This window comes from Comamonas sp. FUJ_7, assembly GCF_057369555.1.
The window spans coordinates 188,530-203,246 of record NZ_JBXXZI010000004.1 but is presented as its reverse complement, the minus strand read 5'-3'; the positions used below and the strand labels follow the sequence as shown (position 1 = coordinate 203,246).

Genomic DNA, 14,717 nt, shown 5'->3' with positions numbered 1-14,717 from the left:
CTCAGTTGGGGCCGCCCAGGCTGCCGGGCATGTCCAGCAGCAGGCTGCCGCTCCAGCGGGTGATGGCGGCGTCGGCTGCATCACCGGCAATGCGGTTGAGCTTCATTTCGGCCACGGCCGCATGGCTGTTGTCGCGCACCTGGCTGAGCCAGCGGGCCAGGGCCGGGGCCGGGGCATTTGTCAGCGTGACCTGGGCGCGATCGCCCAGCCACTGTATTTGTGCAGTGCCGGCCAACTCTGTCTTGAGGGTTTGCTCCAGCAGCGTGCGGGCGTCGCCCAGCTTGCCCTGGGGCTGCTGGCGCAACTGCTCTGCCTGGGCTTGCAGTTGCAGCATGGTCTGCAGCTCCTGCTCGGCTGCTGCATGGCGTGCCGGTGCGGTACGCAGGCTGTGCAGGGCAGGGGCCAGAGCGATCCACCAGATCAGGGCGATCAGCAGCACGCTGGCGGCGACCAGCACCAGGTTTTGCTCGCGTGCCGCCATGGCGGCCCAGTGCTGGCGCAGCGGGGCGAGGGCGTGGTTCAGGGCGTTGTGCGGTTTCATGGCTGAGCCTTTGCGCTGAGCAGCAGCTCTGCGCCTTCTCGTTGCAGCAGATAGCCATCGGCCTGCAGGTTTTGTTGGGCATCCTCAAGCGCTTCGGCGCTCAGATCCAGCCCGGTCATGCGCAGCTGCTTGTCCTGGTATTGCAGGCTCTGGGCATTTTGTATGCCCTGAATGCCGGCGCTGGCGGCCAGCAGCGCCTCCAGGTCGCTGCTGGAAAGTGCACCGGAATGGCTGCGCAGCAGGTCCAGCTCGCGCTGCATTTGCACGGGCGCATCGATGATGACCGGCACATGGGGAAAGGTGGTCTGCAGCACTTGCTTGGCTTGCTGCTGGCGCTGGGCAATGGCCCGGTTTTCTTTGAAGGCCCAGGCGTTGAGACCGATGAGCTGGGCCACGATGGCCAGACCGGCAGCCCAGCGTGCGGCCCGCCACTGAGGCGCTTTGGCAAAGCTTTGCCAGGCGTCCAGCAGGCGCCGCTTGGCACGGGTGCTGCCACCGAGGTCCAGGTCGAACTGAGCCAGGTCGCCCGCGTAGCTTTGGCTTTGCAGCAGCCGTTGGGCAGCCGTGAAAAGAGAGACCGGGCGCTGCAGCACTTCTGCAGCACGGCTCAGCTGCGGCTCGGCCTGTACGCCCAGCTCGGCAGGCAGAGCTGCCAGCAGTTGCTGGAGCAAGCTGGCATCTGCATGCAAAGGGAGGGTCAGCAGCGTGCTTTGCGCTTCCAGGCCCGTGGCACTGAGCTGTGGGTTGTGGCTGTCGCCCCAAAGCAGCAGCTGGGGCTGGGCGCTGGGCCATTGCTCGGGCACCAGGCGGCTGGCCGGGCGACCGCTGCTCTCCAGAGCCTGCAGATGGGATTGGAGCCAGGCCTTGTCGCAAGCGGCAACCCAGCAGGCTTGGCCGCTGGAGGCTGCGCTATCCAGCGCCAGGTGCAGGGTAGAAGGGTCATCGAGCAGCTTCTCCTCCAGCAGCCCTTCCAGCACGGCACGCAGGCGCGGCTGCTGGCGGCGGCTTTGCACGTTCAGGCCCGGAGGCAGGGAGATGGCGTGCCAGGACAGCTGACTGGAAGGAATGACGGCTGTGACCTGCACGGTACGCCCGGAGGCCGGCAGCAGGGACGCCGCAGTCTGGCCGCTGCTCTGTGCGCTTTGACCATCATCGCTGAGGACGTATAAGTATTCCGTCGCAGGGCTGGCGAACTCTGCGGACAGCTGTATTAGCAAGGTGCTCATGAGGGAAGAAGCCGCATTCTAGAGGGGCGGTATGACGGCAAGGTGTCAACGTCCAGTAATTAAGGGCATACCCCAATCGGCACGCTCCTGCCATACGGTATTGACAGACATGTCCTTGCGCTCAATCAGTGAGCGCTGGCTCAGGACGTTATCGCCCAGCCGCAAACGCCCAAGCGCTTCGAAATAGTCGGTAGTGACAGAGTGGCGTCCCGATTTGAAGAGGCCGGATGCACCGATGGCAGACGCTGCCGCGTTCAGGGATTTGAAAGGTGAAGCGTTGCGTAACTGCACCAGCTGGTTGGCACGTGACCAGTCCAGGTCTTCGGTGGTGGCCCAGATGACTTCCGCACTGGCGGTGTTGAGGTTGACTGGTGTGCGTTGAGGCAGCAGGGTGACATAGGGCTCGATACGAGCGATCAGGCGGGCATCGATGCCCAGCCAGGTCAGTTGCGCCACGGTACGGGGCATCAGCGATGCGTTCTGTGCGTTGCCCCGGGACGCCTGCTGCATGGCCGTGGCAATCTGCGTGGCGGAGCTGGAGGGGACGCCCAGCCGCTCGAAAAGGCGCATGACACTGGTCAAGTCCTCTTCGGAGATGGTTTTGTTCAGGCCGCTGAGCAAGTTGCGCAGGTTGAGGCGGGACTGCAAGTCCACGATCTCGCCCGAGAGAAAGGCATCTTGCACATCAGCCATGCCGTCATCGACCTGACTGACATTGTTGGTGGCCGCCAGAAACGTGGACAGCCTCGACTCGCGCAGCGGAACGGCCCAGGGCTCGCCCAGGTGATCGACAGGGTTGCGGCGGTTGGCGCGTGAATCTTCTTGCAGCACCACGCGCGACCAGTCCAGTGCCCCCAGCAGCAGCCAGTTGGCTTGCACACGATTGCGCTCGGCGGTCTCGATTTCCACATCGCGCCATTGCTGCCAGAGGGCGGCGGAAGCCAGGGTGGCCACCAGCACCACCGTCAGCATGGCGGCCAGCAGTGCCGCGCCGCGCTGGCGCTTGCCAGCAGCGCGCGAAGCACAAGCGAGGGACGCCAGGCAAGAGCCGCCTCGCGGCGAAGGCGTCGTCCCCCTTGGGGGAAGGAGCGAAGCGACACAGGGGGTCATGATCTAGAGTTTGAGCGCAGCGGATTGACCCAGTCCACCGTCATCACGCCATGGAGCGCCTGGCCGGCAGGCAGGGTCAGCTCTATGCGCACACCGTCCGGAACAGCGGGCAGGATGCGGGACTTTTCGCTACCGGCGTTGTTTTGATCGCTGGAGAGCGGGTTGGTCCAGGCATTGCTGCGGTAGTAATACACACGCCACAGCTCCAGAGGCAGGAGCACGGTTTCGCGGCGTATCTGGTCGCTGGAGGGATTGCGTCCCCATTGCGCAGCCTGCCCCCAGGCATCATTCCACTCGCTGACGGTGCGTGTGGGCAGCGATTGCCAGCGCACCCACTGAAACTGGCCATCCACATTGCGGCGGCTCCAGGCCACGACGAGGGCGCCGTTGTCGATGGGGGCACTGGTCTTGCGGGTCAGGCGCAGGACTTGCCCGTCCCAGTCCAGCACCTGACGGCCTTGCAGCGGCATCAGCGCGTTGAGATCGGCATTCCACTGGGCCAGCACAGTTTGCATGATGGCGTGTTGCTCGCCTTGCGCGCGAGTGACCTCCTGAGCCCGCAGCATGCCGTCGATGCCGCGCCAGCTCATGATGGACAGCAGCGCCATGGCTGCCAGTGCAACCAGTAGCTCAATCAGCGTGAAACCCTTGTTTCTGTGGCGCATGCTGCTCATGACTCAATAGCGGCCGACGATAGTGGAGACACGCAGCACCGCAGCGGCTTCTGAAAAAACCTGTGTATCGACGCGTCTGAAACTGGGGTTGGGGGTGGGGCGCACGCTGACCTGCACCTGCATCTGTCTGCCCGCCTGCTGGCAGTTGACGCTGGTGTCGCCCACGGCAGGCATCTGGTTGAACAGGCGCAGGCGCACCAGCTCGTTTTGCGCGCACAGCTGTGCCAGGATGACGTCGGACTGGCGTTGTGCATTGCGCGTCAGGGCGCTGCTGGCCTGAAGACCAGCGAGCAAGGTGATGCCGACAATGCCCACGGCCACCAGTACTTCAATCAGCGTAAAGCCCCGCTGAGTCAAACGGCGCTTCATCGCGCCACCTGCAGGCTTTGAATGTGAAAGGGGCGCAGGCCGTCGGTGCTCAGCTGCAGTGCGGCTGAGTTGCTGCCCGGAAGCGACAAGGTCAGGTTTTGCTTGGGAATCAGGGGCTCAGGCCCTAGTACTAAAGGGGTGTCGGGCTGCACCTGAACGGCTGCTTGCAACCATTGCGTGGGCATGTTCACGTTTTTGGGCAGGCCCTCAAACCGAAAGCCCTGCGGCATGGGACGCCAGACGACCAGCGTGCCATTGGTGCGGGCCTGTGCACGAGCCGACTCCAGCAGCGTTGCCAGCCGCTGGGCTTCGCGCTCCAATTGCTGCTCGCCACTGTCGCGAATGGCCAAGCTCACGCCTGCGGTTGCCAGCGCCATGATGGAAATCACCACCAATAACTCTAAAAGAGTGAATCCGGCGTGTTTGAGTTGAGCCATGAAGGAGTGAGCGGCCGAATTGCTGATGTGAAGCGGGTTAGACGGAGGACGTTTCGCCGCCGGGCAGCCCCAAGGCGAAACTCGGCTTTAGCAGGTCAGGGCCCCTTGGGGCGGCGACCACACGCAGTGAGGGAGCGTGGGGTCGATGCTCTCGTGGGGGCGCATTGCTATTGCCAGGAGCCGATATCCGCATCCTTGCCTTCACCACCTGCCTTGCCGTCACCGCCAAAGGACATGATGTCGATGGGGCCCTTCACGCCGGGGTTCAGATACTGGTACGGATTGCCCCAGGGGTCATTGGGCAGCTTTTCCAGATAGGGCTTCCAGTTCTGCGGGATGGGGCCGGAAGTGGGCTTGGCCACCAGTGCCTGCAGGCCTTGCTCGCCAGTGGGGTAGCGCTGGTTGTCCAGACGGTACAGCTTGAGTGCCTGATTGATATTGGCGATATCGGTCTTGGCAGCGGTCACGCGCGCATCATCGGCGCGGTCCAGCACATTGGGCACGATCAGAGCCGCCAGTACGCCGATGATGACCAGAACCACCATCAGCTCAATCAGGGTGAAGCCACGCGAGGCAGCGTGACGAATAGCAGACAGAGGGCGGCGGCTGTTGGTGCTCATGGGGAACTGTAGGAAAAATGCAGTATTGCGCGATCATAATCGTCGAATGCGACTGCAATCTTTCAATACCGGTTCACTCCAGACCATGCCCGTCAAGTTGACAACCTTGCTGCTGTGGGCTGCTGCGGCAGCCATTGTGGTGTTTTGGGCGCTGCGATTTGCAGGTGGTGACAGTGAGCAGTTGCATTCTGTAACTCCTGCTCAGCCTGTGCAGGCCAATGCCCAAGCAATGGCCAAGGCTTTAGGAGCCGTGGCCTTGCCCGCCACGACCGTCGCCACTGCGCCGGTGAGCAGCCGTTATGCGCTGCTGGGCGTGCTGGCCGGGCATGACTCGGGTGGCGGGGCTGCCGTGATTGCTGTAGAGGGCAAAGGCAGCAAGGCCGTGCGCGTAGGAGAGGCCGTGGAAGACGGCGTCATCCTGCATTCACTGGCTGCGCGCGAAGCCAGACTGGGCGCTGTGGGAGGCCCTGTCAGCACGGTGCTGCAGCTGCCCAAACCGCCCATGGCCTCGTTCAACTGAGGGTGATCTTCATCCACTGCCCGTAGCTCGGGGCGGGCAAGGTCCACTCCTGGCTTTGTGGCTCTTGCGGGCCGTGCTGCACCAGCCACTGTGCACAACGGGCCACTCCCGCATGGCTGATCCAGACGATGTTTTGACAGGGACTGTCCTTGGCATCGCGCAGTGCCAGAGACACGCGCTGCAGCATCTGTGCCAGCGACTCACCGTCGCCAGGGGCGTGTTCAGCCAGGTTCTGTGACCAGGCATGGATGGCCGCTTCGCCGATCTCGTCCCAGCGCTGGCCTTCCCAGTGGCCGAAATCCATCTCTGCCAGGCGGTTGTCCGGCTTGGAGACGAAATCAGGCTCCAATGATTGCAGCTGCAGCGCTAGCTGCTTGCATCTTTGTAGCGGGGAATGCCATATCTGCAAATCGCCTCGGAGTGCTTGCAGTGCGCTTTGCAGCGCCTGTGCGGCCTGATGGGTGGTGTGATCATCGGCGGCCACATCCAGACGGCCATAGCAGCGGTCGGTGTCTATCAGGGGGCGGGCGTGGCGCACCATCCAGAGTGTTTTCATACCCCTGTTATAGCCAATGACGCAGGTAGATGCAGCTTGCCAGCAGCAGTGCCAGTTCATTGAGCTGCAGGCAGGCGCCCAGGCAGTCGCCTGTCATGCCGCCTAGACGCTGGTGCAACCAGCGCTTTAGCAGCCAGGTGGTCAGCAGCATGGCGGCCAGCAGGCAAGGCACAAAGCTCCAGGCACTCATCCCGCTCATCCAGATCAGCAGGCCCAGCGCAGGCAGGCACCACAGGGCGCCGGTCAGCAGCCCTTTCCAGCCCAGTTGCCGACCCGCGATATGCAGGGTCTTGCTGGTCGCGGCCAGGCCGACATGCGGCAGGCTGCGCATCAGCACCAGCGGGGCAAAGCGCGACAGCACATGAATGCTGCAGATCAGCGCCAGAACAGGTACAGGCCCCCAGAAAGGCTGCATCACAGACAGCAGCAAGGCGATGAGTGCCACCTTGGTGAGCAAAGCCATGATCAGCGTCATCACGCCGTAGGCACCCAGGCGCGAGTCTTTCATGATCTCCAGTGCGCGCTCGGGGGCGACAAAGCCGCCCAGTCCGTCTGCCACATCGGCCAGACCGTCCTCATGAAATCCGCCGGTCAGCCATAGCGTTGCGGCAGTGCTGATAAGGGCGGCCACCAAGGGGGTGAAGGGGCTGCTTGGCAGCAGCCAGAGCAGGCCGCCCAGCAACAGAGCCGCCCACAGCCCGACCAGCCAGCCCACGCCCGGCAGGTGTGCGGCGCTGGCGCGCTGCATCTCGGGGCTCCAGCCCACCCAGGCGGCCAGACGTCCGGCCACGGGGATGCGGCTGAAGAACTGAATGGCCAGCAGATAGTGGCGCAGGGCTTGCATAATGAATAAAAAGAAGAGCTGCTTGCGCTTGATGCATCAAGGTTTCAGATAGTTTTGTATCTGAAATCTTTTGCTAGCAAGCGGCGACAGCTCCTGTTATGGGAGTCCTTATTTCAGGAAGAGCTGATAAGCCGGGTTGCCGGTCTCTTCCACCCAGGGGTAGCCCAGGTTTTTAAGGAAGCTGTCGAACTTCTTGCTGTCCTTGGCCGGCACCTGCATGCCCACCAGGATGCGGCCGTAGTCCGCGCCCTGGTTGCGATAGTGGAACAGCGAGATGTTCCAGGTGGGCGCCATCAGGCTGAGGAACTTGAACAGCGCGCCGGGGCGCTCGGGGAAGACAAAGCGCAGCAGGCGCTCGTCCTGGGCCAGCGGTGAATGGCCGCCCACCATGTGGCGCAGGTGCTCCTTGGCCATTTCGTCAAAGGTTAGATCAATCGCCTCGAAGCCGTTTTTCTGGAAGTTCTTGCAGATCTTCTCGCTCTCGCCCTTGGTCGGCGTGGTCAGGCCGACAAACACATGGGCTTTGCTCTCGTGGCTGATGCGGTAGTTGAACTCGGTCACATTGCGCGGGCCGCCGGGCAACTTGCCTACTACTTCGCAAAAGCGCTTGAAGCTGCCGCGCTCTTCGGGAATGGTCACGGCAAACAGGGCTTCGCGCTCCTCGCCCACTTCGGCGCGCTCGGCGACAAAGCGCAGGCGGTCGAAGTTCATGTTCGCGCCGCTCAGGATGGCGGCATAGGTCTCGCCCTTGGTCTTGTGCTTGGCCACATACTGCTTGATGGCGGCAACACCCAAGGCACCCGAGGGCTCCACGATGGAGCGGGTGTCGGTAAAGATGTCCTTGATGGCGGCGCAGACGGCGTCGGTATCGACGGTCACATAGTCATCGACCAGGCCCTGGGTGATGCGGAAGGTTTCCTCGCCCACCAGCTTCACGGCTGTGCCGTCGGCAAACAGGCCCACATCGGCCAGCTCCACGCGCTCGCCCGCCTGCACGGACTGCATCATGGCGTTGGAATCCTTGGTGTGCACGCCAATCACCTTGACATCAGGGCGCACGGCCTTGATGTAGTTGGCAATGCCGGCAATCAGACCGCCGCCGCCGATGGGTACAAAAATCGCATCCAGCCGCTGGCTGCCCAGCTGCTGCAGCTGGCGCAGCATCTCCATGGCAATCGTGCCCTGGCCGGCAATCACATCGGGGTCGTCAAAGGGGTGGACAAAGGTCAGCCCTTCGGATTTTTGCAGCTTGACGGAGTGCTTGTAGGCATCGGAATAGCTCTCGCCGGCCAGCACCACTTCGCCGCCCAGTGCGGCCACGGCATCCACTTTGACCTGAGGCGTGGTGGTGGGCATCACGATCACGGCGCGGCAGCCCAGTTTCTTGGCGCTCAGGGCCGTGCCTTGGGCATGGTTGCCCGCGCTGGCGCAAATCACGCCTTTTTGCAGCTGCTCGGCCGTTAGGTTGGCCATCTTGTTGTAGGCGCCGCGCAGCTTGAAGCTGAAGACAGGCTGCTGATCTTCGCGTTTGAGCAACACCTTGTTGTGCAGGCGGCGGCTGAGGCTTTTGGCGATGTCCAGATCCGATTCCACGGCCACGTCATAGACGCGTGCATTGAGGATGCGAGTCAGATAATCGGCAGGGGTGAGGGCTTGGGTCATGGTGCGAGTCGAGAGCATTGCACCGAAGTCAGGGCAATCTGCCTGCCAGGTGCATGGAAGCCGACCATGATAGGCGCTTGAATGCTGCGCTGCAGTACTCACTCAAGAGGTGAGGGCTGGTGGTCAGAGAAGCAGGATGCACAGGGACGAAAAAAAGCCCCTAGCTAAAAAGCTAGGGGCTGAATCCACCATTAGAGGAGGTGGAGGAGACAACTGATGCGATACAGACTAGGACTATCCATTAATCTGCAGTCTGCCTGCGGGTTTGACCTCACAGGTAACGCTTGAGTTGTATTGTAGAGGGCTTGAAATTTCTGTGCATCAAAAGATTCGGGTTTTTATGTATTTGATGCAAAATTGCAACAGCTTTGAGAGGAGAAACAATGGAATGCACAGTGAGTTGGACTGGCGCGGCTGTCGGAACGCGCTCGGGCATGGGTTTTGTGGCAGAGACTGGCAGCGGCCATGTAGTGAACATGGATGGTGCTCCTGATGAAAAAAATCCTGCCAACGGCGGTCTTAACCAGGCGCCGCGCCCCATGGAGATGCTGCTGGCAGGTGCTGGTGGCTGCACTGCGTACGACGTGGTGCTCATCCTCAAACGTGGCCGTCATGACGTGAAGGGCTGCAGCGTTCAACTGACCTCAGAGCGTGCAGAGACTGAGCCCAAGGTGTTCACCAAGATTCATATGCAGTTCACGGTCAGCGGCAAGAACCTGCCCGCCGCAGCGGTCGAGCGTGCGATTGCCATGAGCCATGACAAATACTGCTCGGCGACCATCATGCTGGGCAAGACTGCTGAGATCACCACGGGCTTTGATATCGTCGAAGCCTGATCTTCACTTCACCCATGAAAAACGGGCCTGAGCGGCCCGTTTGCGTTTTTGTCACTGTGGCAAATTCAAATGCGGTGCGCCGTGGTCGTCATGACCTTAGCCGCCATGCGCATCAGACCTTGAGCGATCGGAGGCAACTGCATCGCGCCCTCGTCAATGGCGGCTGCGGCATGGCGCTCTTCATCCTCTTTCATGCGCTCCACCACAGCGCGCGAGGCCTCATCCTCTTCGGGCAAACGACCCAAATGGCTTTCCAGGTGAGAGGAAACCTGGTTTTCTGTTTCAACCACAAAGCCCAGGCTGGCGGCATCGCTGATCTTTGCAGCGACTGTGCCTATGGCGAAGGCGCCAGCAAACCATAAAGGATTGAGCAAGGACGGGCGATCACCCAGGGCGTGCAGACGCTCACGTGTCCAGGCCAGGTGATCCATTTCCTCACGGGCTGCCTGCAGCAGGTGCTCGCGCAACTCTGAATCTTTGGTCACCATTGCCTGAGCGTTATAGAGAGCCTGCGCGCAGACTTCTCCCACATGATTGACGCGCATCAAGGCTGCAGAGAGCTTGCGCTGTTCATCGCTCAGATCGGCTTCGGCGATCCCAGCTGCAGGCGAGCGCTCTGCGGCCACCGGGTCGGCAAACAGAGTGCGAAGAGCTGCATCGGCAGCGGTCAGAAATTGATCCATGACTAAAATTTGCTAAGGCACAGAAGACGTGCCAATGCCCGTAAGGTACACCAGAGCACTGCATCCATCATTTGTGCTGGGGCAATGCCAGGTGCGAACCCTCAAGAGGTTGCCTCTTGTATAGCGCTGTACTTTGTTGCGGTGCTGCAACGAAAACGCGCCGAATCGAGCGGTTTTGGGTGAATTCCTTTGCGCTGGGCTCGGGGGTCTGGTGCAATAGACCCAACTTCCCCACCAGGAGGTTGGCGCGGGAAACCGGTGGAGCTCGAGGCTCAAGTCTCTCTCCCATAGAACCGGCGCCCTTCTAAACCTTGGAGTAACTCGTAATGAAAAAATCTCTGATCGCCCTGGCAGTGCTGGCCGCTTCCGGCGCCGCAATGGCTCAATCTTCCGTGACCCTGTTCGGTATCGTTGACACTGGCGTGTCGTACGTGAGCAATGCTGACGGCGGCAACGGCAGCAACTACGGTATGCACACCAGCGGTAACGCAACCAGCCGTCTGGGCCTGCGCGGTACAGAAGACCTGGGTGGCGGTCTGAAGGCTGGTTTCTGGCTGGAAGGCGAAATCTTCGGTGACGACGGCAATGCTTCCGGCTTCAATTTCAAGCGCGAATCCACAGTCCGTCTGTCCGGTAACTTCGGTGAAGTTCGTCTGGGTCGTGAAACAACACCCACATTCCGTGCTGGTCTGAAGTATGACCTGTTCGGCGCTACCGGTATCGGCCAGAACATGGGTTACAAGGACTGGGCTGGTACAGGCTTGGCTGATGGCAACACCATCCGTAAGGACAACATGCTGTCCTACTCTTCGCCTAACTTCAGCGGCTTCACAGCTAACGTGAGCTATGCTTTTGATGAAAAGCAAGTTGCTGGTACCAAGCAAGGCCGTTATGTCGGTGGTAACGTTGGCTATGACAACGGCCCCCTGAGCGTGACAGCTGCTTACGGTACAGCGAAGACTGCTGTTGCTGGCTTGCAGGCTGACCGTGACGAATACTCTATCGGTGCCTCTTACAACTTTGGTGTGGCCAAGGTTGCAGGTCTGGCTCAGCAGATCAAGTACAAGCCCGAACTGGGCTCCAGCGCTAAGTTCAACAACTACCTGCTGGGCGTGTCCGCTCCTGTGGGTGGCGTTGGCGAAGTGAAGCTGCAGTACGCTCTGTACGACCAGAAGGCTGCTGACACCAAGGCTCACCAACTGTCCCTGGGTTATGTCCACAACCTGTCCAAGCGCACTGCTGTGTACGGTACTGTGGCTTACCTGAAGAACAAGGAAGGTTCTTACATGTCCCTGGCTTCCAAGGGTGTGAGCAACAACATCGGTCTGAAGGACAGCGGCGCTGCTCGCAACCAGACTGGCGTGCAAGTTGGTATCCGCCACGCTTTCTAATCAGTTGCTGGCATAAGCCAGTCATTGCTTAAAGCTTAAAAGGCCTGTCGAAAGACAGGCCTTTTTTATTTTGCCTTACCAAAGGGTTAGGCCTTAAAGAGTGGTGGCGAGAAGGTAATCCCTAAGAGGGGAAGGCCTGTGTTGCGCTTGCGCCAATGCACGCTCAGTTGTGAAAAGCATTTCTAGAATGAAATTTCCACCAACTGTTTGTGAACTGAGAGAGGCAACACAATGACAGCTTCGTTTGTGAAAAAGACATTGGCTTTGGCGGTACTGGGTTCTCTTGGAGGCATTGCTTATGCGCAAAGCAGCGTACAGCTTTATGGAATTGTGGATGCTGCGATTCGTCACACTACTAATGAAGGGGCAGATAAAAGTGGATTAACCCAAATGATTGGTGGCGGTATGTCGCAAAGTCGTTGGGGTATTAATGTGACCGAAGACTTGGGTGGAGGCTTATCGGCGATTGCAAACCTGGAGGCCCGCTTTCTGACGGATTCTGGTGTCTCGGCTAGTACTAATTTTTTTCAGCAGTCATGGGTTGGGCTGCGAAGCAAGAGTTTTGGTCAGATAACCATGGGCCGCCAATACAACATGTTGTTTGATTTGGTGACCTCAACCTATTCCTCTTTTCCATACTCTCCTTATATGGAGGCCTATAAGCCTGAAATTGGTATGTCCATGGGGGCGCGCGCCAATAACATGCTGAAATATGTGGCTGAGTTCGGCCCTGTGCGTGGGGCTTTGCAATACTCTTTTGATGAGGGTAATAAAGGCCCATTTACTTCTCCTGCTGATGTGGCGGGTGCGGTTGGTGGGCCTACAAAAACAGCAGGTGGCTATTTGCGTTACTCCCAAAGTGGAATTTCTTTGGGTGGTGGATTCTTGAGAACTACATTGCCAGCAGGTACGGCAGTCGATGCTTGGACGTTGGGTGGCTCTTATCGATCTGGTCCCTTGTATGTCAATTTGGGATACGGTGTGAATAAGCGCAAAGACGCATACTCTGCGACAAATCCCATTGATGCAGCGGTTGACTCCACTCTCTTGAGCCTTTACTGGCAAGGCTCATCTAACGGCGGCTTTATGGCAGGGAATGCCGATAAGCGTGAAATGTACAAGATTGGAGCGGGCTATCAAATCACGCCTCAGATTAATGCTGGACTGCATTATTACCATGCCAAACAATCTGGATCTGCTGGCGGAAGCTACAACGGTAAGGCAGACTTTATGGTCGCAGTCGTTGACTATGCGTTCTCGAAGAGAACTGATGCTTACTTTGGTGTAGACCACACCAAGGTGAAAGGTGGCAGTCAAGTGGCGCTGGATCAATATGGGGCCAAGAAGCGTACCGGTATCACTATTGGCCTGCGCCATCGCTTCTAATCATCAGTTGATTTAAAACTAAAAGCCAGCTAATTGATTTTCTGGCTTTTATTGCCCAAGGTATTTGAGAAGATCAAGCAGACGCAAAAAAGGCCGCGAAAGCGGCCTTTTTGTTTGCGGAACTGAGTAGTAAAAACCACCCAGTCAGCAGCCAGGCAATTACATGCCCATGCCACCCATACCGGCCATGCCACCCATGTCGGGCATGGCAGGTGCGCCTTCAGCCTTGGGGGCTTCAGCGATCATGCACTCGGTGGTCAGCAGCAGAGATGCCACGGAAGCGGCGTTTTGCAGAGCTGTACGGGTCACCTTGGTGGGGTCCAGGATACCCATTTCCAGCATGTCGCCGTAAGTTTCGTTAGCGGCGTTGAAACCGAAGTTGCCTTGGCCCTTCAGCACAGCATCCACCACCACGGAAGGCTCGCCACCGGCATTGGCCACGATTTCGCGCAGAGGCGCTTCGATGGCCTTCAACACCAGCTTCACGCCAGCGTCTTGCTCGACGTTGCCTGTCGAGATTTCACCCACGGCTTGCTTGGCGCGCAGCAGTGCCACGCCACCGCCGGCCACGATGCCTTCTTCCACGGCAGCGCGGGTAGCGTGCAGGGCGTCTTCCACGCGGGCCTTCTTTTCCTTCATTTCGACTTCGGTGGCAGCGCCAACCTTGATCACGGCCACACCGCCGGCCAGCTTGGCCACGCGCTCTTGCAGCTTTTCGCGGTCGTAGTCGGAAGTAGCTTCTTCGATCTGGATGCGGATTTGCTTCACGCGGGCTTCAATTTCGTCAGCCTTGCCAGCACCGTCGATGATGGTGGTGTTTTCCTTGCCGATTTCGACGCGTTGAGCTTGGCCCAGGTCTTCCAAAGTCACCTTGTCCAGCGACAGGCCCACTTCTTCAGCGATGACCTTGCCGCCAGTCAGGATGGCGATGTCTTCCAGCATGGCCTTGCGGCGGTCGCCGAAGCCAGGAGCCTTCACAGCCACAACCTTCAGGATGCCGCGGATGGTGTTGACCACCAGAGTCGCCAGGGCTTCGCCTTCAACGTCTTCTGCAATGATCAGCAGAGGACGGCCAGCCTTAGCGACGGCTTCCAGAGTAGGCAGCAGGTCACGGATGTTGCTGATCTTCTTGTCGAACAGCAGCACGAAGGGGTTGTCCAGAACAGCGGATTGCTTTTCGGGGTTGTTGATGAAGTAAGGCGACAGGTAGCCGCGGTCGAATTGCATGCCTTCGACGACATCCAGTTCGTTGGCCAGGCTCTTGCCTTCTTCCACGGTGATCACGCCTTCCTTGCCCACCTTATCCATGGCTTCAGCGATGATGCTGCCCACGGACTCGTCGGAGTTGGCGGAGATCGAACCCACTTGGGCGATTTCCTTGGAAGTGGTGGTGGCCTTGGATTGCTTCTTCAGCTCTTCCACCAGGGCTGCAACAGCCTTGTCGATACCGCGCTTCAGGTCCATGGGGTTCAGACCAGCGGCTACGTACTTAGAGCCTTCGCGCACGATGGCTTGTGCCAGCACGGTAGCAGTCGTTGTACCGTCACCAGCGATGTCGTTGGTCTTGGAAGCGACTTCCTTAACCAGCTGAGCACCCATGTTCTGCAGCTTGTCTTTCAGTTCCACTTCCTTGGCCACGGACACACCGTCCTTGGTCACGGTAGGAGCGCCGAACGAGCGCTCCAGCACCACGTTGCGACCCTTGGGGCCCAATGTAACCTTGACTGCGTTAGCCAGAATGTTCACGCCTTCAACCATGCGTGCACGTGCTTCACCGCCGAAAACTACGTCTTTTGCTGCCATTTTTGGCTCCTAAAGAATTGGGTTCAAATTGCCTGCCAGCCTTTATCTGGTAAGTGCTG

The 14,717-nt window shown here is 59.5% G+C and carries 16 protein-coding genes; 4 read left to right on the top strand and 12 right to left on the bottom strand.

Translation table 11 applies throughout. The features are described 5' to 3' along the window. Position 1: 1 nt before the first annotated feature. The 7 genes from gspM to gspG form a co-directional block, all read right to left on the bottom strand. Entirely contained in the window at positions 2-541 is a 540-nt protein-coding gene (gene gspM, locus AC2I9W_RS08095; RefSeq protein WP_486409480.1) for a type II secretion system protein GspM, read from the bottom strand. Further along, positions 538-1,767: a type II secretion system protein GspL gene (gene gspL / locus AC2I9W_RS08090; protein WP_486409479.1), complete on the bottom strand. Its 1,230-nt coding sequence runs from the start codon at positions 1,765-1,767 to the stop codon at positions 538-540. Before gspL ends, gspM begins: the two co-directional genes overlap by 4 nt. A 45-nt stretch (positions 1,768-1,812) precedes the next feature. Further along, complete coding sequence (gspK, locus tag AC2I9W_RS08085) at positions 1,813-2,739, bottom strand: type II secretion system minor pseudopilin GspK (RefSeq protein WP_486409589.1); 927 nt, start codon at positions 2,737-2,739, stop codon at positions 1,813-1,815. Positions 2,740-2,873: 134 nt separating this feature from the next. Beyond that, positions 2,874-3,551, bottom strand: coding sequence for a PulJ/GspJ family protein (locus AC2I9W_RS08080; protein ID WP_486409478.1), 678 nt, complete (start codon positions 3,549-3,551; stop codon positions 2,874-2,876). 3 nt (positions 3,552-3,554) lie between these two features. After that, positions 3,555-3,920, bottom strand: a complete 366-nt coding sequence (gene gspI, locus AC2I9W_RS08075; RefSeq protein ID WP_486409477.1) for a type II secretion system minor pseudopilin GspI — start codon at positions 3,918-3,920, stop codon at positions 3,555-3,557. Then, positions 3,917-4,357, bottom strand: a complete 441-nt coding sequence (locus AC2I9W_RS08070; RefSeq protein ID WP_486409476.1) for a prepilin-type N-terminal cleavage/methylation domain-containing protein — start codon at positions 4,355-4,357, stop codon at positions 3,917-3,919. Before AC2I9W_RS08070 ends, gspI begins: the two co-directional genes overlap by 4 nt. A gap of 167 nt (positions 4,358-4,524) precedes the next feature. Continuing rightward, the gene (gene gspG / locus AC2I9W_RS08065) at positions 4,525-4,977 is read right to left on the bottom strand and encodes a type II secretion system major pseudopilin GspG (RefSeq protein WP_486409475.1); all 453 of its coding nucleotides are present in this window, start codon (positions 4,975-4,977) and stop codon (positions 4,525-4,527) included. Between the two features lie 46 nt (positions 4,978-5,023). Here gspG and AC2I9W_RS08060 point away from each other — a divergent pair, with 46 nt between their 5' ends. Continuing rightward, entirely contained in the window at positions 5,024-5,497 is a 474-nt protein-coding gene (locus AC2I9W_RS08060) for a type II secretion system protein N (protein ID WP_486409474.1), read from the top strand. Here AC2I9W_RS08060 and AC2I9W_RS08055 read toward each other — a convergent pair. The 3 genes from AC2I9W_RS08055 to ilvA all read right to left on the bottom strand — a co-directional run bounded on the left by AC2I9W_RS08055 (position 5,490) and on the right by ilvA (position 8,559). Beyond that, positions 5,490-6,053 (bottom strand): histidine phosphatase family protein, encoded by a 564-nt coding sequence (locus AC2I9W_RS08055; RefSeq protein ID WP_486409473.1) that lies wholly within the window; start codon positions 6,051-6,053, stop codon positions 5,490-5,492. The genes AC2I9W_RS08060 and AC2I9W_RS08055 overlap by 8 nt on opposite strands. Positions 6,054-6,060: 7 nt before the next feature. Further along, positions 6,061-6,897 (bottom strand): adenosylcobinamide-GDP ribazoletransferase, encoded by an 837-nt coding sequence (locus tag AC2I9W_RS08050; protein ID WP_486409472.1) that lies wholly within the window; start codon positions 6,895-6,897, stop codon positions 6,061-6,063. 108 nt (positions 6,898-7,005) lie between these two features. Continuing rightward, positions 7,006-8,559: a threonine ammonia-lyase, biosynthetic gene (gene ilvA / locus AC2I9W_RS08045; RefSeq protein ID WP_486409471.1), complete on the bottom strand. Its 1,554-nt coding sequence runs from the start codon at positions 8,557-8,559 to the stop codon at positions 7,006-7,008. A 383-nt stretch (positions 8,560-8,942) separates the two neighbouring features. Here ilvA and AC2I9W_RS08040 point away from each other — a divergent pair, with 383 nt between their 5' ends. Continuing rightward, a complete protein-coding gene (locus AC2I9W_RS08040; RefSeq protein ID WP_486409470.1) occupies positions 8,943-9,395 on the top strand; it encodes an OsmC family protein in 453 nt (150 codons plus the stop codon). Between the two features lie 65 nt (positions 9,396-9,460). Here the strand turns inward: AC2I9W_RS08040 and coq7 are convergent, their stop codons facing one another. Then, entirely contained in the window at positions 9,461-10,078 is a 618-nt protein-coding gene (gene coq7, locus AC2I9W_RS08035) for a 2-polyprenyl-3-methyl-6-methoxy-1,4-benzoquinone monooxygenase (RefSeq protein WP_486409469.1), read from the bottom strand. A 326-nt stretch (positions 10,079-10,404) separates the two neighbouring features. Here coq7 and AC2I9W_RS08030 point away from each other — a divergent pair, with 326 nt between their 5' ends. Continuing rightward, positions 10,405-11,469: a porin gene (locus tag AC2I9W_RS08030; RefSeq protein ID WP_486409468.1), complete on the top strand. Its 1,065-nt coding sequence runs from the start codon at positions 10,405-10,407 to the stop codon at positions 11,467-11,469. A 231-nt stretch (positions 11,470-11,700) separates the two neighbouring features. Further along, positions 11,701-12,855, top strand: a complete 1,155-nt coding sequence (locus AC2I9W_RS08025; RefSeq protein ID WP_486409467.1) for a porin — start codon at positions 11,701-11,703, stop codon at positions 12,853-12,855. 159 nt (positions 12,856-13,014) lie between these two features. Here AC2I9W_RS08025 and groL read toward each other — a convergent pair whose 3' ends face one another. Beyond that, complete coding sequence (groL, locus tag AC2I9W_RS08020; protein ID WP_486409466.1) at positions 13,015-14,658, bottom strand: chaperonin GroEL; 1,644 nt, start codon at positions 14,656-14,658, stop codon at positions 13,015-13,017. Between the last annotated feature and the right edge of the window lie 59 nt (positions 14,659-14,717).